The organism is Prevotella sp. TCVGH, assembly GCF_023522295.1.
Taxonomy (GTDB): Bacteria; Bacteroidota; Bacteroidia; order Bacteroidales; family Bacteroidaceae; genus Prevotella; species Prevotella timonensis.
Genome location: NZ_QFFX01000022.1, coordinates 16,640 through 36,083 on the forward strand (window position 1 = coordinate 16,640; position 19,444 = coordinate 36,083).

General features: G+C 41.6%; 14 protein-coding genes. 5 read left to right on the plus strand and 9 right to left on the minus strand.

What is annotated here, in order from left to right; genetic code table 11:
* Positions 1-39 precede the first annotated feature (39 nt).
* On the plus strand, positions 40-936 hold the full coding sequence (locus DEM91_RS05875) for a hypothetical protein (RefSeq protein ID WP_249858309.1): 897 nt from the start codon (positions 40-42) through the stop codon (positions 934-936).
* A gap of 19 nt (positions 937-955) precedes the next feature.
* Here the strand turns inward: DEM91_RS05875 and DEM91_RS05880 are convergent, their stop codons facing one another.
* From DEM91_RS05880 to DEM91_RS05890, 3 genes are all read right to left on the minus strand, one after another.
* Entirely contained in the window at positions 956-1,339 is a 384-nt protein-coding gene (locus tag DEM91_RS05880; protein WP_036928646.1) for a hypothetical protein, read from the minus strand.
* Positions 1,340-1,432: 93 nt separating this feature from the next.
* Positions 1,433-1,909 (minus strand): 6,7-dimethyl-8-ribityllumazine synthase, encoded by a 477-nt coding sequence (gene ribH, locus DEM91_RS05885; protein WP_249858310.1) that lies wholly within the window; start codon positions 1,907-1,909, stop codon positions 1,433-1,435.
* Between the two features lie 4 nt (positions 1,910-1,913).
* Positions 1,914-2,615, minus strand: a complete 702-nt coding sequence (locus tag DEM91_RS05890) for a tetratricopeptide repeat protein (protein ID WP_249858311.1) — start codon at positions 2,613-2,615, stop codon at positions 1,914-1,916.
* Between the two features lie 213 nt (positions 2,616-2,828).
* On the opposite strand from DEM91_RS05890, the gene recF reads away from it, so the two are divergent.
* Both recF and DEM91_RS05900 read left to right on the plus strand, forming a co-directional pair.
* A complete protein-coding gene (recF, locus tag DEM91_RS05895; RefSeq protein ID WP_249858312.1) occupies positions 2,829-3,941 on the plus strand; it encodes a DNA replication/repair protein RecF in 1,113 nt (370 codons plus the stop codon).
* 113 nt (positions 3,942-4,054) lie between these two features.
* On the plus strand, positions 4,055-4,345 hold the full coding sequence (locus DEM91_RS05900) for a DciA family protein (protein ID WP_025072251.1): 291 nt from the start codon (positions 4,055-4,057) through the stop codon (positions 4,343-4,345).
* Positions 4,346-4,472: 127 nt separating this feature from the next.
* Here the strand turns inward: DEM91_RS05900 and DEM91_RS05905 are convergent, their stop codons facing one another.
* From DEM91_RS05905 to DEM91_RS05930, 6 genes are all read right to left on the minus strand, one after another.
* The gene (locus DEM91_RS05905; protein ID WP_249858313.1) at positions 4,473-8,363 is read right to left on the minus strand and encodes a TIM-barrel domain-containing protein; all 3,891 of its coding nucleotides are present in this window, start codon (positions 8,361-8,363) and stop codon (positions 4,473-4,475) included.
* A gap of 31 nt (positions 8,364-8,394) precedes the next feature.
* On the minus strand, positions 8,395-8,943 hold the full coding sequence (locus tag DEM91_RS05910; RefSeq protein ID WP_249858314.1) for a 5-formyltetrahydrofolate cyclo-ligase: 549 nt from the start codon (positions 8,941-8,943) through the stop codon (positions 8,395-8,397).
* 56 nt (positions 8,944-8,999) lie between these two features.
* Positions 9,000-10,697 carry a S41 family peptidase gene (locus tag DEM91_RS05915; RefSeq protein ID WP_249858315.1) on the minus strand — a complete coding sequence of 566 codons (1,698 nt, stop codon included), beginning with the start codon at positions 10,695-10,697 and terminating at the stop codon, positions 9,000-9,002.
* Positions 10,698-10,805: 108 nt separating this feature from the next.
* Positions 10,806-11,228, minus strand: coding sequence for a deoxycytidylate deaminase (locus tag DEM91_RS05920; RefSeq protein WP_008125741.1), 423 nt, complete (start codon positions 11,226-11,228; stop codon positions 10,806-10,808).
* A 73-nt stretch (positions 11,229-11,301) separates the two neighbouring features.
* Positions 11,302-13,380, minus strand: coding sequence for a M3 family metallopeptidase (locus DEM91_RS05925; protein WP_249858316.1), 2,079 nt, complete (start codon positions 13,378-13,380; stop codon positions 11,302-11,304).
* A 1,726-nt stretch (positions 13,381-15,106) separates the two neighbouring features.
* Positions 15,107-16,279: a porin gene (locus tag DEM91_RS05930; RefSeq protein WP_249858317.1), complete on the minus strand. Its 1,173-nt coding sequence runs from the start codon at positions 16,277-16,279 to the stop codon at positions 15,107-15,109.
* 271 nt (positions 16,280-16,550) lie between these two features.
* Here DEM91_RS05930 and DEM91_RS05935 point away from each other — a divergent pair, with 271 nt between their 5' ends.
* Both DEM91_RS05935 and DEM91_RS05940 read left to right on the plus strand, forming a co-directional pair.
* Positions 16,551-17,348 carry a polysaccharide biosynthesis/export family protein gene (locus DEM91_RS05935; RefSeq protein ID WP_249858318.1) on the plus strand — a complete coding sequence of 266 codons (798 nt, stop codon included), beginning with the start codon at positions 16,551-16,553 and terminating at the stop codon, positions 17,346-17,348.
* A gap of 151 nt (positions 17,349-17,499) precedes the next feature.
* The gene (locus DEM91_RS05940; RefSeq protein ID WP_249858319.1) at positions 17,500-19,386 is read left to right on the plus strand and encodes an amidophosphoribosyltransferase; all 1,887 of its coding nucleotides are present in this window, start codon (positions 17,500-17,502) and stop codon (positions 19,384-19,386) included.
* Positions 19,387-19,444: the final 58 nt, after the last annotated feature.

Sequence of the window (19,444 nt, forward strand, 5' to 3'; positions counted from 1 at the left end):
AAATGTAATACAACCACATACAAAATAAACAATACGCAGATGAAGACAAAACTATTTATAAGCATACTTATGGTAATGGCAACTATCTTGGCAGGATGCCAAAGGGAGGAAGAAGACTATGACCAATGGCATAAGACGAAGGCAGGTAGAACAGCTTATCTATATATGGAAACAAATATGAAAAGTTTGACGAATATCGTTGCCTATACACAAATGTTTAGACAATATATAAGGCAAACCACTGTTGAGGGTCGAGACTCTGTCAATGCTCTTTACTTTAGAAATATTAAAATATTAAGGGAACGTGACCTACAGCACAGTCAGTTTTTTTATAATATGTTGGTAAAAAATGAATATGGACAGATTCTCTATATCATCTCTTTTTTCAACACCTCTTCGACTGATTGGAAAATTGATGCTGCTGTTTCAAGTGGTGATGGTAAACTGTATTATCATTTACAAATAAAGGATGTTGATTCTAATCAGTGGACGATTGAAAAGAGTTGGAGTGATGCGAAGGAGTCAACAGTAGTAAAAAGTGATAGTACAGACGCAACCAATGTTTGTAATCGCCTTTCCCGTACGGCTTTCTTCTTGAAAAACAAGCCGTTGACAGTAACATGGAGTAGTTACTCGGGTTATCCACACTTTGCATTAAAAGGAGAGGGAGAGTTGGAGAGTTGTGCAACTCCTCAACTAAAATTGCTGTATTCTATTACTCAGCCATTCGAAGTTATCACCTTGCCCAAGTATCTTGATGCAAAGAATTTAAGGAGCAGTGATGCAAATCAGACCTATGTATCGAGTTACGAAGGTGATTTGAGGCTTATTGCCATAGACACGATTGACCGAACGACAGACACCTATGATATTACGTTGACATATGACGAGATTTATATCAAGATGAATGATATAAAAGAGAGTTGGCAACGGTAAAGAGGGATAAGGTGTTTTTTCAGCCTTTCAATAGTGTTTGGTGATCCTTTTCGAACACTTTGGGATACTTAGCTTGTAAGCATAAGTTGACCAAGCTATTTGCTACCAATTCAATATCGCTGAGATCCACCCCACGTTCACGAGACACGTCTTTTCCTAAACATACCTCCCACGTGGCATTGAAACAAGTATCTTCGGCTCCAACGTACGAGTGATTGGCAGTGTCGCCCGGTAATATCTTGTAACGAATGGCTTTTTTCGATGCTACTGGCTGCATAGATAGTAGCAAATCGTAAGCGTGTTTGAGTTCGGGACGAAACTTACTGGTGCCAGGAAACATGTCATTGATAACGGGCATGAGTTCGTCAAAATCGTAAGCTTGAAGCAATTGGTATAGTTTCATGATAGGGTAGGGTTGGTAAGAGGTTATTTGTGGGTGGATTGATAAGCCCATGAACACAATCATGGAATGGGCTTATCAAACATAATTTGTGCGTTAAAACTTTGCCATCTTGATAGCCACTACCGCACACTCGTCGCCTTTGTTTCCTAATTTTCCACCACTTCTATCTCTGGCTTGTTGCAAATCGTTAGTGGTGAGCAGACCAAAGATAATAGGAATCTCGCTTTTACTATTTAAGGTAGCTATCCCATTGGTGACTCCTTGGCAGATATAATCAAAGTGGGGCGTTTCGCCTCGAATGACGCATCCTAAGATAATCACGGCATCATAGCCGCCATTGAGTACCATTTGGTGTGCGCCATATACCAGTTCGTAACTGCCTGGCACCGTCTTCACATGGATGTTCTCTGGCAATGCTCCATGCTTTTCGAGCGTGGAAACCGCTCCATCGAGTAATGCTCCTGTGATTTCAGGATTCCACTCGGATACCACGATGCCAATACACATGTTACTGGCATCGGGTACTTTGCTGGCGTCATAGTCGGATAAATGATGTAATGTAGTCGACATAAGCTTATCTGGACGCACGTTCAATGTACTTATCTATCTCGGAACTTTGTACAACTGCCGAGTTGATATACTTTTTCTTGATGTCTTGATAAATCTTGAGTGCCTCTTCTTTTTTGTTTTGACTTTCTAAGATTTCTGCTGCTTGCATCATAAAGGTTGGTGCAAGACTGTAATTTACCTTTCCTTCAGCTTTGCTGTCGGCTTTCTCCGCAGCTTTCTTGAGGGTGCTAACGGCTTTGTCTAATTGGTTGATGTGTGCGTAGGCATTGCCTAATGCAGCTAACGCAGCAGGACTAATCATGGCATCGTCTTTTCCATTGAACTTGTCAAGATACTGTACTGCTTCGTTCCATTTGTCCATATTGGCATAACACAAGCCAGCATATAGGTTGGCTAAGTTTCCTGCATCGGTGCTACTGTAATCGCTTGCGATTTTAAGAAAGCCATTATAATTAACTTTATCACCATTCAATGCCTTTTCAAAATCGCCTGCATTGAAGTATTGTTGTCCTTTTCCCAATTCGGTACTTGCTTTTTCAGCACGTGGCTTCTGTACATAAGCATTGTACAAGAAAATACCAACAATAATAACTACAATTGCTGCAGCAGAAATGATAATAGCTTTTTTGTTCTTAACGAAGAAAGCTTGTGATTTGGTGAGAGCTTCATTCGTTTCTTCTACTCCCTTCACTTGTTTGTTTGCCATTTTATAATAATATTTATATTTATTTTTTCGGTTTTCATTCTTTGACATGAAACGTGCTAAGATGACATCCCAAGCCATGATGCGTTGCAAAATTAAAGTATTTATCCGATATATTGAAATTTATTACTTACTTTTTTCGTTTTTGACTATCAAATAAGGTAACTTTGCAAAACTTATCGATTCATCAGCTTTTCGATTTATAAATGCTTGTTCATGCTTTTAAAGAAGATTTCAATCCTTAATTACAAAAATATAGAAGTGGCAGATTTGGAGTTCTCCTCCAAGTTGAATTGTCTCATAGGGCATAATGGAGAAGGAAAGACTAACTTATTAGATGCTATCTATTATTTATCGTTTTGTCGGAGTGCCTTTAATCCCAATGATTCGCAACTAATTCTTCATGGACGAGATTTCTTTTCTTTGCAGGGAACTTATCTGCGAGACGACGGTGATGAGGAACTGATTCATTGTGGATTGATGCGTGGAACAAGGAAGCGATTTAAGCGAAATGACAAGGATTATAAGCGACTTTCGGAGCATATTGGATTGATACCGCTGATTTTTGTGTCGCCTTCAGACACGATATTGATTGAGGGTGGGAGCGAAGAGCGCAGACGCTTTTTGGATATGGTCATCTCGCAATTAAATCGAACCTATATAGAACATTTGAGCAGATATAATAAAGCTTTAGCTCAACGTAATGCTCTTTTGAAGAAAGAGGATGCTCCCGATGTGTCTCTCTTGGAAATTCTTGAGCAAGAAATGGCTGTTCAAGGCGAAGCAATCTTTGCAATAAGGCAATCGTTTATCGAAGAGTTTATTCCTGTTTTTCAATCTATCTATGACAGCATTTCAGAACATCATGAAGAGGTGTCATTGCAGTATATATCGCACGCACAAAGGGGACCGCTATTGGACGTTATTCAGCGTGATCGTATGAAGGACAGGGCTGTGGGTTATTCGCTGCATGGTGTTCATCGAGATGACCTGCAAATGATGATAGGGGATTATCAGATGAAGCGTGAAGGGAGTCAGGGACAAAACAAAACTTATGTCTTAGCGCTGAAGCTTGCGCAGTTTGATTTCTTGCAGCGTACGTCTTCTGCCACTCAACCATTACTGTTGTTAGATGACATCTTTGATAAGTTAGATGCAGAGAGGGTAGAGCGTATTGTGGATTTAGTGACCGGTACGACTTATGGACAAATTTTCATGACTGATACCAATCGGGCTCATTTAGATAGAATATTAAGCAGTCATTCGTTTGATTATAAATTGTTTGTGGTGAATAATGGGGATATTGTCGAAAATAGAGGGAGTAAGTAGTTTACAGAAATAGATTTTAAGGAACAGTTCGCTGTGATTATTTATTTTCCTCCATATACTCAAGCACAAACTTGTTATGGTTTGATGAAGAAACTTCACTTTTTATGTAAAATATGTTTAAGCGTCAGGTACAATCTTTAGATGAAATATTGCAAAAGGCATTGCGTGAGGGTGGACTTGAAACCCCGCTTCGCCAACGACGACTCATTGATGCGTGGTCTGAAGTTGTTGGACAGACTGTCAATGCTTATACTGGCGAGAAATTTATTCGTAACCAGACGTTGTTTGTAAAAATAAAAAATCCTGCACTAAGGCAGGATCTTTCTATGATGCGCTCGCAGCTGGTGAAGAGACTCAATGCTGCAGTGGGGGCTTTTGTCATCAGCGATGTAAAGGTGTACTGAGGTTAGTTGACGAGTTCACGAGTTTACAAGTTGACGAGTTTTTAAGTTCTTGAGTTCTTAAGTTCATCAGTTGACGAGTTTACAAGTTGACGAGTTGACGAGTTTTTAAGTTCTCAAATTGACATTATCAGAATGATACGCAACCTAAGTTTCTGTCTACCAACATGCCGTCGATGGCTTTTAGATTGAATGTACCCGCTCTCTTTGCTTTCAGCTTGATGATAAATAGTTCTACATCGCCTTCGTCTAATAAGAAGTTGTTGCCACTATTGACGAATGTTGGCGTTAGTTCTTTTTGTCCATTGGTGTGCAGACGGTCGTAGGTAAGGTTTACCATCTCTTTCATGTTCAGTAATTGTGTACCTACGTATTCGTATTCATTGGTGTTGTAGGGTAGGGCAAAGCTCAATGCGTTGACGTAATGTAAGCCTTTACCTACGACTTTAACTTCAATGATATCACCTGCTTGGAATCTTTTCTTGTTGGGAACTAACACCAATTTCCCGTCTACCTTGTCGTTAGAGTTGCGTACTCCTCCGTCCAGTTCCGTAGCTACGCACGAGATATCGTAGGCGTCAATAAGTCCGTTGCCGTTGATGTCACCAATCTTGATGTAGTCGAAATCGCTATCGCCCTTGCGTAGTCCCGTGTAGTTCATGTACGATGTGAGGTCGTTTTCATCAATGAACTTGTCACGATTGATGTCGCCTTGCAATGTACTTTCTGTGCCAGGCACCTTAAACACGTACATTTCTTTTCCTGAAGCGAAGTTGCCAACGGCTTTGGTGAGTTGTAGTTTAAGATATCGAGCCTGCGGTGTTTCTTTGAATGTGAATGTTTTACATTCTCCGTCTTGTTTCCATTCAAAGGCTGTGGGTTTGCTCCAGCTCTGTCGGTTGGTGGCATAAGAGATAGTGCCTTGTAGCAACGTTCCATTGCCTGCATCCTCGCGAGGCAGGTATTCTAATTTGTCAAGGGTGTTCACAGACTTTAAGTCAATGATAAGATCGGCAGGTATGGCTTCGCCCTTTCCCCACTTGGAATGCCATGAAGTTTTCTCATCGAAGTCGAACAATTTATCCGTGCCTTGTCCTGGCTGATTGGCGCAGGTAGCTTGTGCCTTGATGCCCTTGATGGCAAATTGCAGCGGATCGGCTTTTGTTTTCCCCATGAAGTCCTGCCATTCAGATTGATTGTCTTTGTTGATAGCTCTAATTTTGAACGAGTAGGTTTGTTCTGGTTGCAATCCGTTGAAAGTAAACTGGTTTTGACGAATCGTTGAGTAAGTCATTCCATTGAACAATATCTCGTAATAGTCTGCATTGGCTGTCTTTTCCCATGTTGGTGTAAGTGAGAAGGCGCCAATTGACTTTTGTGCTATTTGTGGGAGAGGAGCCTTTAAGGCACCAGTGTGTTGAGCCAGTGCGGGTAAGGTGATGTTAAAATCAAATCCTTTAACTTTCACCACCATCTTATTTTGGCTTACATTAGTCTTGGCAATCTTTACCAATAGTTGTGGATTCTTTGTCATTTGCACGTGTTGCATTTTACTACCCACTGTGGAAAACTGGTTCAGATTGGGTTCTTTTAGGTAGAGACAAGCATTGTCGCTGGCATCGAATTCTTGAAGATTGTTTACCCATTTCAGCTTTATGTTTCTGTTATTCACCTTTGCTGAAACCTTCTTTGGTTGCTGGCTCACATTGATGCGCAACAGTGTTTGTTTATTGGGCTCGTATCCTTTGAATGCGCCCTTGCTGAGGTCCATGGTGATGGTAAGATTTTGTTTACCGTCAGTCTCTGCATGAATGTCGGTGGTGACATATTCACCGTATTTGTATGCCTGTGTATTGCCATCATCATCGTACTCTTCAAAGTGACTTTCGTTGTTGGGCGTTGCATATATTTCATAAATGCGCAAGTCCTTCCTTATTTGTGTAGGATTGTTGTTGGCATTGGTCATGGGAATGATAGCGTTGGCTTTTACAAATACTGGCAGCTTCCAAATGGGTGCTTCAAAGTTATTGATAATGCATCCTCCTTGGTAAGTGTGTCCTGTAAAGTAATCTACCCATTTTCCTTCAGGCAAATAAATTCGATTACGAATGTCATTTCCCTCCTTGTCCATTTGAGTATCTTTATAAATAGGTGCTACAAGCAATGAAGGACCATACATAAATTGGTACTCTGTGCTGGTGCCGAGCGTGTAAGGGTTCGGGTCATCCAAGAACATAGCACGTATCATTGGCTTACCATCAATGGCTTGATGAGCTATAGAATAAGTGTAGGGCATGAGTTGACTTTTCCATTTCAGGTAATGTCTGTTGATGCTTGTCGCTGGTTCACCAAGTGCATCAGGATATTTAGGATTGCTTCCCCAACCGTCCATATTGAGTCCCATAGGATTGAACGTCTTCCATTGAAATTCGCGGATGTTCACAATAGGGTTCTTTCCCCCGAAGATACCGTCGAGGTCGGAGGTAATATTGGGCTGTCCTGACAATCCTGAGCCAATGAAAGTAGGAATGTGAAAACGAATATACTCCCAATCACCTCCTGTTTGGTCACCGCTCCATATCGTAGCGTAACGCTGTGTTCCAGCCCAACCATCGAGTGAGATGATGAAGGGGCGTGCATTATTTCCGTAGTAAGGCATGATGTGAGCGACATCAGCCACACCATTGAGACCAAATGAGTAGCCGTTGCCTACCCATGCTACATCAGTCTTGAGTACACGTACCCCAGCATTTCGCACTTCTTTTACGATGTCACGTTGCAACAAAGGCTCAATGCCAGGTTTTGGATGTAGGTCGCTTTGTGTCCATAGTCCTATCTGTACGCCATTTGCTTTTGCATAGTCGCCAAACTTCTTCAAGTTCTCAATATTTCCATCAAGCGTATTTGTTTGTCCGTAGCCTGCCCCGTAGCCATCGTTGGGTAAGAACCAACCTAAGGGCATATCATTCTTCACATATCTATCTATGGCAGCTCGTGCCGAGAATTGGTAATTTCCTTTTTCTCCGTTGAGACTTTCCTTGATGCCTCCGTTGTCTTTTTGGCTTTCTTTGTATGTTTTCCCATCGGGCATAAGGATTTTTCCCTTGGGGTCGTCTTTCCAATAGTCGCGGTTGTATGCGTTGAGATGACCCTCGTAAAATCCAAACTTAGGCATCAGTACTGGGTGTCCCGTTAGTTGGTAAAAGTCATTGAGCAGTGCCACAGGTGTTTCGTCTACCATGACAAACATATCGAGGTAGGCTTCTTGATGATGTAGTTTCACTTGTTGTGGTTGTGCTGCAGCAAAATCGTATCGCCCAGGTTTGAAGGTATGCCATAGTACGCCATAGCCTTTGTTACTCCAATAGAAAGGTGTCGGTGATGCTACACCTCCGTCAACCCAATTGTTGGTGTTTTCTATGGCGATACTTCGTCCTCTGTGTGAGAAGCGTCCATTTTGAACACCTCCGCCAAAGAAGTATTCATCTGTATGCGCCTTCATCGTAACAGTGGTACCTTGTGCGTTGATATCTGCCACCATGAGGTCTTCGAGTGCATTCTTTCCGTTGAGGTTATTAGTAACGTTCATCTTACCATTTTTTTTGTCAATGCTTAGTGTGACGTTACGTGTAGAGATTATGATGTTGTTTCCCTCGTCTTTTAAGGTAAAGTCAGTAAGAGGCAGACGTGGATTGTTCACCAATATGTCCGCAGGTGGTGTAGCTTGTGGATTACGAACAACAGGGTTCGTGTCGTCTCTAAAAAGACGAAAGATGTTGTTAGCGTAAAAATCAATGGTGATATGCTTGCCGTCGGTGTCATAGACTTCTACCGTCGTTGGATTTATCTGCACGGCTCGAGAAATAACTGCATTTTTGTTGGTAGACACATTTGTTACCGTTTGCAGCGCTGTTAGTGGTTTGTTCCCAGCGCAAATGGTATTGTCTTTACTTCCAGTGATGAGCAACGCTATTGCTAAGGAGTATCCTAATAAGTGCTTCTTGTTTTTTAGAATATTCATATTTTATTTTTAATAAGTCCTTTTTTGGAGGTTAAATATTATTTGTAGATACAACGACTTCGTCCATGCGGATGTCGTTTTCGTCAGCGGGAACTTCCGTTACCTGTTGAAATGGAAAGCATACACCTATTTTATATAGGTGGGGCACGGTACTCAAGAAACGATCGTAGTAGCCTTTTCCACGTCCCAATCGATTTCCTTGCTTGTCGAATGCCATGCCAGGAATGAGTGCCACATCAATTTCATCAAATGCTGTAAAGGCATCTGCCTGCGGTTCCATGATGCCAAACGGTCCTTGAGCAACTTGAGAAGATGGCTTGTAAGGGCATATTTTCAAGTCATGATCACCAACCACAACAGGTAGCAGAATGTTTTTCCCCTGTGCCAGTAGCTGTTCCATCAGGCAATGGGTGTCAACTTCGTCTGGCAAAGATGCATATAGCAGAATGGTGTTGGCTGCCTTTATGCGAGGATGTTCGAGCAAAGTTGCTGTAATGGGTGTCGACATTTCGCGCAGTTGTTCAGGTGTGAATGTGCGTTTCAATTGCCGTATTTGTTTTCTTAGCGTTTGTTTATCCATAACCATCATGATTTTTTTTAGCCAGTTTTACTTACAAGAAGACTCGGTGTCTTCGTTTATGCTTGATATATTTGTGGCATTTGTCTTATCTCAGGCTGGCGTTGCAGCGATGTTGCTTTGGCTACTCGTTTTGCTGGAGCCTTTGGGAAGGCTGCATTGTTTCTGAAAGTCTTGAGTGCCTCACGTATAGTTGCGTCATCTTCATTGACATACTCCAGCCAAGCTTGTTCGTCAAGCATGTTATAGATGATGCGACTATTGATAAATCTGTCGAGCAAATAATGAGATTTGCGTATCATGAGGTTGCGCCGTTTCAGTCCCTTGTCGTTTGCATAGGTGGCAAACTTGTCAACAAGATTTTGTTTTTTAAGATAGTCTGCCAATTCCATCATCTCCTTGAAGTTGTTCAGTTTTGGACGATTATCATCAGTGTAGGTAAATGCGAATTGTAAGATGAGTCCACTCATCGTGGCTTGTTTATAATACGAAGTAAAGCCTGTGGTGTCTTCAGGAACGAAGATGTCAGGCGTGATACCTCCTCCGCCATACACTACACGTCCGTTACTGGTATGATATTTTGGCCCCGTGTGCTTGATAGAGTCTTGTGAGAAGAACTCTCCGTGTTCGTATCGGCTCATCAAATCTTGTGCATAATCATCTGTTTCACCGTGTACATAGGGCTTTTGGATACATCTTCCCGAAGGAGTATAATAGCGTGCAATCGTGAGTCGAACCATACTTCCATCCGAAAACTCTATTTGTTTTTGAACTAATCCTTTGCCAAACGAGCGACGTCCAATGACTGTGGCTCGGTCGTTGTCCTGCATTGCACCTGCAAAAATTTCACTTGCTGAGGCAGAACCTTCATTAATCAGTACTACCAATGGCGTTTGTTTGTAACTGCCACGACCATCCGAACGAAAATCTTGTCGAGGAGATTTGCGTCCTTCGGTGTACACAATCAGTTTGTTTTTAGGTAAAAACTCATTCGCCATTTGTACTGCCGATTGTAAATAGCCGCCCGTGTTATCGCGCAAGTCGATGATTAAGTTCTGAAAGCCTGACTCTCCAAGCTTTGCTAATGCTACCAACAGCTCTGCATAGGTCGTTTCTCCAAAGCTTTTTATGCGGATATAGCCCGTTTTGTCGTCAATCATATAAGTGGCTGATACGCTTTTAATAGGGATGTCGCCACGCGTTACGACAAACGATTGTGGCTTGCTGTGCCCATATCGTAGCACTCCAATCTTTACTTTTGTGTTCTTTGGTCCCTTGAGTCGCTTCATGGCTTCTTGGTTGGTAACCGCTTTTCCAACAAAAGTCTGGTCGTCTACCATTACAATCTTATCGCCAGCCAAAATACCAGCGCGTTCAGCAGGTCCGTTCTGAATGACATTTTGTACATGGATCGTATCTTGTCGTATCACAAACTGAATGCCAACGCCAGAAAAAGAACCTTGCAAGTCTTGATTGGCTGCTTCCACATCTTTCGCACTGATGTACACACTATGTGGGTCGAGTTCGGTTAATATCTTTGGCATTGCGTCCTCTACCAAGGAATCCAGATTAACCTTATCTACATACTGATCGTCGATGATGTGCAGTAAGTTGTTAATACGGTTGGTTCCCGTATTGATGATGCTCAATCGATTGCCAGAAAAATGGTTGGAGTAGAATGAGCCAACGATAATTCCAATGACCACACAGAGTGCCATCATGAGCGGCATAAAACGATTTGACTTCTTATTATTCATTGGTGAGTTGATGAGTTATTGAGTTGAGTTAATGAGTTTATGAGTTACTTAGTTGATGAGTTATTGAGTTGAGTTCTTGAGTTGATGAGTTTTTTAGTTATTGAATCATTATTCCAAATACTCAACTTTAATGTTGGCTTTCTTTAGTAAGTTAAGACCATCATCTAAACGGTATTTCTCTCCATAGACAACTCGTTTGATGCCTGCTTGGATAATGAGCTTTGCACACTCAATGCAGGGAGAGGCAGTGACATAAAGAGTTGCTCCGTCGCTGTTGTTCGAACTGCGTGCCAACTTGGTAATGGCGTTGGCTTCAGCGTGTAGCACATAGGGATGGGTAACGCCTTGTTCGTCTTCACATTGATTTTCGAAACCGCTGGGGGTGCCGTTATATCCGTCGCTGATAATGCGTTGGTCCTTAACTACCAATGCGCCCACTTGTCGTCTCTGACAGTAAGAGTTCTCTGCCCAAATACGTGCCATGCGTAAATAGCGTTGATCTAATTGGTGTTGCTTGTCTTTTGTTATCATCAGATTTTATATCGCCTGTCGCAAGAGTCGTATCTCTATGACGATTCTTGCAAAGATTGTTTTGTTGTTCTGTTTATTTCTTGATACCGTTGCGCTCTAAGAGTGCATCAATGGTCGGTTCTTGTCCTCTAAATCGCTTGTAAAGTGTCATCGGATGTTCCGTGCCTCCTTTTGAAAGGATGTTTTGACGGAAACTTTCTGCCGTCTTGTGGTCAAAGATGCCGTTTTTCTTGAACACGCTGAAAGCGTCTGCATCCAGTACTTCTGCCCATTTATAACTGTAATATCCAGCCGCATAACCGCCTGCCATGATATGCGAGAATTGGGTTGTCATGCAGGTGTTTGGTAACTGCTTGCCAAGTATCGCCTTCTTCCAAGCTTCCTTTTCAAAGGTGATGATATCCTCGTGGAAGTCTTTACGCTGCGTGTAATAAGCCATATCCAACAGCCCAAAGCTCACTTGCCGCAAGCATGCCATGCCTACCATGAAGTTGCGACTCTTTCGTATTCGTTCGATGAGTTCATGGGGTATCACTTCGTCTGTCTCGTAATGGAAAGCAAAGGTCTGTAAAAACTCGGGTTCTACCGCATAATTTTCCATGAATTGCGAGGGAAGTTCTACAAAGTCCCACCACACATTGGTGCCAGACAAGCTTTCAAAGCGTGTGTTGGCAAACATGCCATGCAGTGCATGACCGAACTCGTGCAAGAAAGTCTCTACTTCACCCAAGGTGAGTAGGGCAGGTTTCGTAGCGGTAGGCTTGGTAAGGTTCATGACAATCGAAGCATGTGGCCGCACGTTCTTCCCTTTGCGGTCAATCCACTGACCTTGAAACTCCGTCATCCATGCACCGCTCTGTTTGCCTTTTCGTGGAAAGAAATCCGCATAAAGCACTGCTAAGTACGAACCGTCACGATCGAATACTTCGAAAGCTTTTACATCAGGATGATATACCTTGATGTCTTTGTTCTCCTTGAACGTGATGCCATAGAGTCGGGTAGCCAATCCAAATACACCCTTGATTACATTCTCCAACTGAAAGTAAGGGCGCAACATCTCTGCATCTAAGTTGTATCGCTCCATTTGCAATTTGTGCGAATAGTATGCGGTGTCCCACGGCTGCATCTCAAATTCGTTTCCTTCTAATCGTCTTGCCAACTCTTCTAAGGACTTCTTTTCTTGCATCGCCGTAGGCTTATAGGCTTCTATCAAGTCGTTAAGAAGTTGGTACACACGGTCAGTATCCGACGCCATTCTGTGCTTCAAGATATAATCGGCATAGGTGTCGTAGCCCAAGAGCTGCGCAATCTCTCGTCTCAAGTTTACCAATTGTTGGCAAATCTTTAGGTTGTTCTCTGGGTTATCGTGCGTACCTACCGTGTTGTGTGCCATGTACATTTGGTGTCGCAAATCACGCTGTGTAGAGTAGGTCATGAAAGGCGAATAACTGGGCGCGTCCAACGTAAACACCCAACCTTGCAGGTTGCGCTCTTTGGCAGTGTGGGCAGCGGCGTCACGTGCCGTGTCGGGTAAGCCGTCCAACTGTTTTTCGTCGGTGATATGCAGTGTATAGGCTTTGTTTTCCTTGAGTAAGTTTTGTGAGAATTGCAGTGTTAGCATGCTCGCTTCCTCCGTTAGTTTCCTTAGTTGTGCTTTCTCTTCATCGTTGAGGAGTGCACCGCTGCGTACAAAGCTGTCGTATGTCTTCTCGAGCAGCATTTGTTCTTCGGGCGTCAATTCACGATGATGATGGTACACCTGTTGGACACGTTCAAACAAGCGTTTGTTTAGTTGTACATCGTTGGCGTGCTTTGTCAGTATAGGACTGAGCTTCTGAGCCAGTTCATCCAATTGGTCGTTGGTCTCAGCGGAGAGCATACACGAAAAAACCGTTGAAACTTTGTCTAATAAGTCATAATATTCCTCGCCCTTTGATACGTCTACACGTGCGATAGTGTTTTCAAAGGTAGGTTCTTCGGGGTCGTTAATCGTCTTTTCTATGATTTCATTGTCCCGTCGTATTCCTTCCATGAAAGCTTCTTCGTAATCCTCAAAACGTAGCTTGTCAAAAGGAAAGGTATGGTGTAATGTGTGATAAGTTTCAAAAAAAATATTCTGTCGTTTCGCTTTCTCCGTCATGCTTTCTTTCATAAACATACAATCTTCTAATAATTATTGCAAAAGTACGAAAAATATCACAACACCTAATTATAAAAATAACATTTAACAATCGTTATCACACCCGCTGTTTCGTTGGGGAATAATCTTTCTATTTTTGTATACAGCGCAGAAGAAATCAACAGCGAAATTAACAGGAAAGACGGAAATGGGCGTGCGATATATGGAAAATAAAGAATGGGAGGGTCTTGCGTGAAATATCTTTGGCGGCACCGTATTTTTGTTTCTTTTGTGTTTTTCGTTGTTAAAAAATGGGCTGTTATGCTGTTTTTATGTTGATACACAAGAAGCTCAATAGGATGATAGTTCAAGGAATTGTGTGGCAGTTGCAGTGATGAGCAAAGACGGGGCGAAGCCCCAACAGGAATATAGCCCAGGGCAATCGCCCTGGGTAACCGTTCGTTGTCTCGTTGGCGCGCTGTAAGCGCAACAGGTGTCAGTGAAGTTCCCTTTTCTTCTTCCTTTTGCGCTTACAGCGCGCATATTTGTTGGAATATCTTTACCCAGGGCGATTGCCCTGGGCTGTATTCATCTTGGGCTTTCAGCCCGTCTTTGCTACGTACAAACCCTTCATACAAAAATTGTGAGGATTGATACATCTTTGTGTTGTTGCAGTTCTTTCTTTAAGAATAATCTTTCTATTTTTGTACACAACGCAGAAGAAATCAACAGTGAAATTACCAGAAAAGACGAAAATGGGCGTGCGATATATGGAAAATAAAGAATGGGAGGGTCTTGCGTGAAATATCTTTGGCGGCACCGTATTTTTGCTTTCTTTTGTGTTTTTCGTTGTTAAAAAATGGGCTGTTATGATGTTATTTGATGCAGGTTTCGATGCGTATTTTGTTCGAAAAAATGACAAAAAAAGAGCTGTTTGAAAAAGATGAAATAGAGAAAAAAGATAGGTAGATGATCAACTTTTTTTAGATATTTTGTCTCGTTTATGGTCGTTTTTTGACAAAAGCAATGAATTAAGGCTGCTGAAAACATGACTTTGAGGTGTTATGAACATGTAGTAAGGGGATTAAAGTATGTATCTAACGGTCTTAAAGTAATGCTTTAACACGGAAAAAGGGCGTTTTGCGGTCTTGAATTATCATGCAGTTTTCGTAGTGTATTGATTGATAAAAAGTTACAAAACTTTCGCAAAACTCTCGTATTTGCGAGCTAAAGCAAGGTTGTTTGAAAATATGCGAGTTATGAGACCCTTGTTGTAAAGAAAATTCAGAAATACGAATGGCTTTTTGTCTTGGTGTTAGTCATGAGCTGTCGAACAGATTTTTCGTTTATAAGGTCACTTGTTGCCAACAGCAATTATGTTCTTTTGTTTTAACAACGAATTGAAAAAAAAACAAATCCGATTGCTGGAATCAATGAACGCTGGCGTTCACCGAATTAAACGAATTTGGCAAAGACACACAACATGTTGATGTCGACCGATTTGTTTCATTTGAAGAACGCTTGCGTTCATTGTCTTGTTTGGCTCATTTGTTTTGTTTGTTTCATTTGTTGTTCAATCCTATTACCCTTAAGTGTAAGAGCCGTGTGAGCTGTCGAACAGGCAAACCAACTCGTATTTGTTCAATGACGAAACATTTTCCAGCGTATGCGGTCAGTAAAACAGATGAACGTTGCTAAAAAAACAAATGTTCATAGTTCGTGCGAACTATGAACATTGTAGATAGAGGAGCGTCTATGCTTAGAATCTATAGTCTACCTGTATGTCAACGACAGAATAGTTGTGGCTGTCCTCTTTCAGAGAACGATCGTTGACGAGGGCATATTCTGCGCTAATGAGTAGATTTTTGGTACACCAGTAGTTCATTCCTACTTCGTATTGGGTTTTAGATTGGTTCCATTCTCCTGTAGGACGATACATGTCATAGCGTGCTTTTGCGTGAAGTTTTGATTTTACTATGGGGGCTATCACCAATGCGTAAGCACCGTCAGCTTGGTCGCCAGCCTTGTAATTGATGTTGGCATCGGTAGCCGTGGCAGCCGACTGCTCTGTCTTTGCAAAGCTCCAACCCGTAGAGTGTAAATACTCTGTTCTAAATGTCCAATCGTTAACAAGGTATTCTGCCGAAAAGGCGTAACGATTTTGGCGCAAAGAACGTATGCCAGATTGTGTCTTATGCACAGGGTTACCCTTATCGTCAACCGTCATGATGGGTTGCTGATGCTCATCAACTTCGTTCCATGTTCCTTTTCTTGCGTATGTTCCCGTCCAACCAAAGGCTCCTATTCTCAGTCCAGCAACAGGCATTACCCACATACCTCCAATGATATCTTTCTTCTGGTCGACATCTTTCATGTTGATGCCCTGTCCGTTGAATACACCTATTTGATAATGTAAGAGGTTGCGTCCATGACTATTGCGCAAGAAGTCGCCCTGAACTTGCAGTCCTATGTCTCGTCCATTAGAGGCATGTCCGCCAGCCCTGTCGTTAAATCCTGTTAGTTTTAAGATGCTTTGGGCATAGCTCATAAAACCTTGAGCCATAGGGTGCATTGGGTTCTCAAAGCTGATAGGACGCTTGAACTGTCCGATTTTTACTCGAAAGCAATCGTATTTCTGCCACTCGGCAAATGCGTCAACAATGCGAGGACTGCTCCCTAAGGAATTGGTATTGCCATTGAACTGGAGTTGTGTCTTCCAATAAAAGTCGTTCTTAATTCTTCCGTCTAAAGATAAGCGTACCATTCGGATATTAAAGGAATTGGATTCCGCATTTTCTTGTGACCGGTATTGGTATTGAGTCATACCATATCCAGAAAGTTTAACATTGTTGAGCCATGTTGGCATTTTGGTCTGAGCACCTGACGAGATAGCAGTCGCTACAATCAGGGTTGTGATAAAACCTCTTTTCATAGATTGAAATCGTTAGATATTAAAATTTACAGTTTGCAAAACTAATATATTTTTTCGATTCGTGACATTTTTTTTGTTAAAATATACACTTTCCATCATTTTTGTGTTGAATAGGAAGGAATGAACTGACTGAATTTTTTGTAGAGAAAGGATAGCTTCGTTGAAATTCTGAAGTAAGTATATTTTAATAGCAATTATTATTTAAATTATTTGTCAAATTCAAAAAATAGAGCTATTTTTGCCGTTGTTTACAAACATATAATCAAACCGTATGAAGAATTTCTTGGTCTCGGTGATTACACTTTGTGTAATTCTACTTTTGGGAAGTTGTGCCAGTGGAAAGAAAGTTCCCTATTTCCAAAATATCGATGAAATTAGTTTAGCAGGGTCTAAAGGCCTCTATGATGCCAAAATTATGCCAAAAGACATGCTTACCATTACTGTAAGTACTACCGATCCGGCTGCTGCGGCACCCTTTAATCTATCGGTTGGTTCTTCGGTAGGGGGACAAGGACAGTTGTCTTCTGGTGCAGGAAATCTCCAAGGATATTTGGTTGACAATGACGGCAACATCAATTTTCCCGTCATAGGCAGACTTCATGTGCAGGGACTGACGAAGACTCAATGTCAGGACTTGGTGCATAAAAAGTTGTTACCTTATATGGCTGCAACAGAAAATCCTATTGTTACGGTAAGAATGTCAAGCTACCGAGTGACTGTCACGGGAGAGGTAAACAGACCAGGAGTTATCCCTGTGTCTACAGAAAAGATGAGTGTCATCGAGGCATTGGCGCAAGCAGGAGATTTAACCGTTTACGGTAAGCGCGATAACATTATGTTGATACGTGAGGATGAGACAGGACAAAAAAGCATGGTCCGGCTGAATTTGAATGATGCTAACTTGCTTAACTCTCCTTATTATTATTTACAACAAAACGATATTCTATACGTTGAACCCAACAACGTGAAAGCCAGAAACTCAGGTATCGGTCCTTCAACCTCTTTATGGTTCTCCTTTGTGGGCATAGTTACTTCAGTAGCATCACTCCTGTTCAATGTATTAAGATAATTGGTGAAACGAGAAAAATGTTGAAATATAAGAATGAAGAATAGCAGAATATAATTTTGGTATTCTTCATTTTTTTACTTTATATATATTACCCAACTTCGTTGAAAGAGGTGAAAATACGAACTTTAGGGAAAAAAACGACAAACGATAGATGGAACCTTTAAAGCATGAGTGTGGTGTTGCAATGATTCGATTGCTCAAACCCTTAGAATATTATCAAAAGAAATATGGTACATGGCAATATGCGCTCAACAAATTGTATCTCATGATGGAGAAACAGCACAATCGAGGACAAGAGGGTGCAGGTATGGCATGTATTAAATTGGGTTCAGAGCCTGGCTATGAACACATGTTTAGAGAGCGAGCAGAAGGGAAAAATGCTATCACCGAGATTTTTGGACATGTTAGAAAGCAGTTTAAGGATGCTTCTGCAGCGCAATTGTCAGACATGGATTACATCAAGAAAGAGCTCCCTTTCGCCGGTGAATTGTATATGGGGCACCTCCGTTATTCGACAACAGGCAAAAAAGGATTGTCTTATGTTCATCCTTTCATGCGTCGCAATAATTGGCGAGCCAAGAATCTATGTCTATGCGGCAACTTTAATATGACCAATATTGATGTCATTTTCGAGAAACTAAAGCAGCAAGGACAGTGTCCACGTATCTATAGTGACAGCTATTTGATGTTGGAGTACATGGGCCATCGATTGGACAGAGAGGTGGAACGCAATTATGCCAATGCGAAAGCGCAAGGACTTGAAAACATGGATATAACGCATTACATTGAAAATAATGTGAAGATGAGTAATGTGTTGAAAACAACTATGGCAGATTTTGACGGAGGATATGTGGTTTGTGGCATTACAGGCTCTGGCGAAATGTTCTCCATGCGTGACCCTTGGGGCATTAGACCCGCCTTTTATTATAAGAATGAAGAGGTAGTTGTATTGGCAAGCGAACGCCCTGTATTGCAGACAACTTTCGATTTGAGCTGTGATGATATACAAGAGTTGCAGCCAGGACAAGCCTTGTTGGTGAAGAGAAACGGTGATTGTTCTATCGAAAAGATTCTTGACCAGTGTGGAAATTCGCCCTGTTCTTTTGAACGAATATATTTCAGTCGTGGTTCTGACCGCGACATCTATAAGGAGCGTAAAAAGTTAGGCGAACAGTTGACGCCGGCGGTTCTTCGGGCTATTGACAACGATATTAAGCACACAGTGTTTTCTTTTATTCCAAATACTGCCGAAGTAGCTTTCTATGGCTTGCTTCAAGGTTTTAAGAAATACGTACACCAAGATAAAATAAAGAAAATACAGAATTTAGGTCATATCCCCACCCAAGCAGAGTTAGAAGATATCTTATCCGAATCAGTGCGAATGGAGAAAGTAGCTTGGAAGGATATCAAATTGCGAACGTTTATTACGGAGGGTAACTCAAGAAACGATCTTGCCTCTCACGTGTACGATATTACGTACGAGAGCTTGGTTCCTTATCAAGATAATTTGGTAATTATTGATGATAGTATTGTGCGAGGCACAACCTTAAAGGAAAGTATTCTTCGAATATTAGACCGCTTACACCCTAAAAAGATAGTCATTGTCTCCAGTGCTCCACAAATTCGTTATCCTGATTATTATGGCATAGATATGTCCAGTTTGGATGAATTTTGTGTTTTTCGCGCAGCTATTCAGTTGTTGAAAGACGAAGGAAGGGAAGAGGAAATCACCGAGATTTATCGTGCCTGTTTAGGAGAAATGCAGAAGCCTGTTGAAGAAATGCGTAACTGTGTCAGAGATGTTTATGACGCTTTTTCAGTCGAGGAAATCAATAAAAAGATAGTAGAGATGCTTCGCCCAAAGGGAGTTACCACTCCTATCGAGTTGGTGTTTCAATCAATTGACGGATTGCACACTGCCATTCCAAACCATCGAGGGGATTGGTACTTCACAGGTAAATATCCAACACCTAATGGAATGAAACTTTGCAATCAGGCTTTCATCAATTACTACGAAAAGAATTATCAGCAGAAATAAAGAAAACCAAAGCAAATGAAGTTGACTTAATGTTTGCTGAAGTATCGCATATAGCTAC

Coding starts and splice junctions, on each gene's coding strand:
- DEM91_RS05875 (WP_249858309.1), top strand. CDS start 40: ATGAAGACAAAACTATTTATAAGCATACTTATGGTAATGGCAACTATC.
- DEM91_RS05880 (WP_036928646.1), bottom strand. CDS start 1,339: ATGAAACTATACCAATTGCTTCAAGCTTACGATTTTGACGAACTCATG.
- ribH (WP_249858310.1), bottom strand. CDS start 1,909: ATGTCGACTACATTACATCATTTATCCGACTATGACGCCAGCAAAGTA.
- DEM91_RS05890 (WP_249858311.1), bottom strand. CDS start 2,615: ATGGCAAACAAACAAGTGAAGGGAGTAGAAGAAACGAATGAAGCTCTC.
- recF (WP_249858312.1), top strand. CDS start 2,829: ATGCTTTTAAAGAAGATTTCAATCCTTAATTACAAAAATATAGAAGTG.
- DEM91_RS05900 (WP_025072251.1), top strand. CDS start 4,055: ATGTTTAAGCGTCAGGTACAATCTTTAGATGAAATATTGCAAAAGGCA.
- DEM91_RS05905 (WP_249858313.1), bottom strand. CDS start 8,363: ATGAATATTCTAAAAAACAAGAAGCACTTATTAGGATACTCCTTAGCA.
- DEM91_RS05910 (WP_249858314.1), bottom strand. CDS start 8,943: ATGGATAAACAAACGCTAAGAAAACAAATACGGCAATTGAAACGCACA.
- DEM91_RS05915 (WP_249858315.1), bottom strand. CDS start 10,697: ATGAATAATAAGAAGTCAAATCGTTTTATGCCGCTCATGATGGCACTC.
- DEM91_RS05920 (WP_008125741.1), bottom strand. CDS start 11,228: ATGATAACAAAAGACAAGCAACACCAATTAGATCAACGCTATTTACGC.
- DEM91_RS05925 (WP_249858316.1), bottom strand. CDS start 13,380: ATGAAAGAAAGCATGACGGAGAAAGCGAAACGACAGAATATTTTTTTT.
- DEM91_RS05930 (WP_249858317.1), bottom strand. CDS start 16,279: ATGAAAAGAGGTTTTATCACAACCCTGATTGTAGCGACTGCTATCTCG.
- DEM91_RS05935 (WP_249858318.1), top strand. CDS start 16,551: ATGAAGAATTTCTTGGTCTCGGTGATTACACTTTGTGTAATTCTACTT.
- DEM91_RS05940 (WP_249858319.1), top strand. CDS start 17,500: ATGGAACCTTTAAAGCATGAGTGTGGTGTTGCAATGATTCGATTGCTC.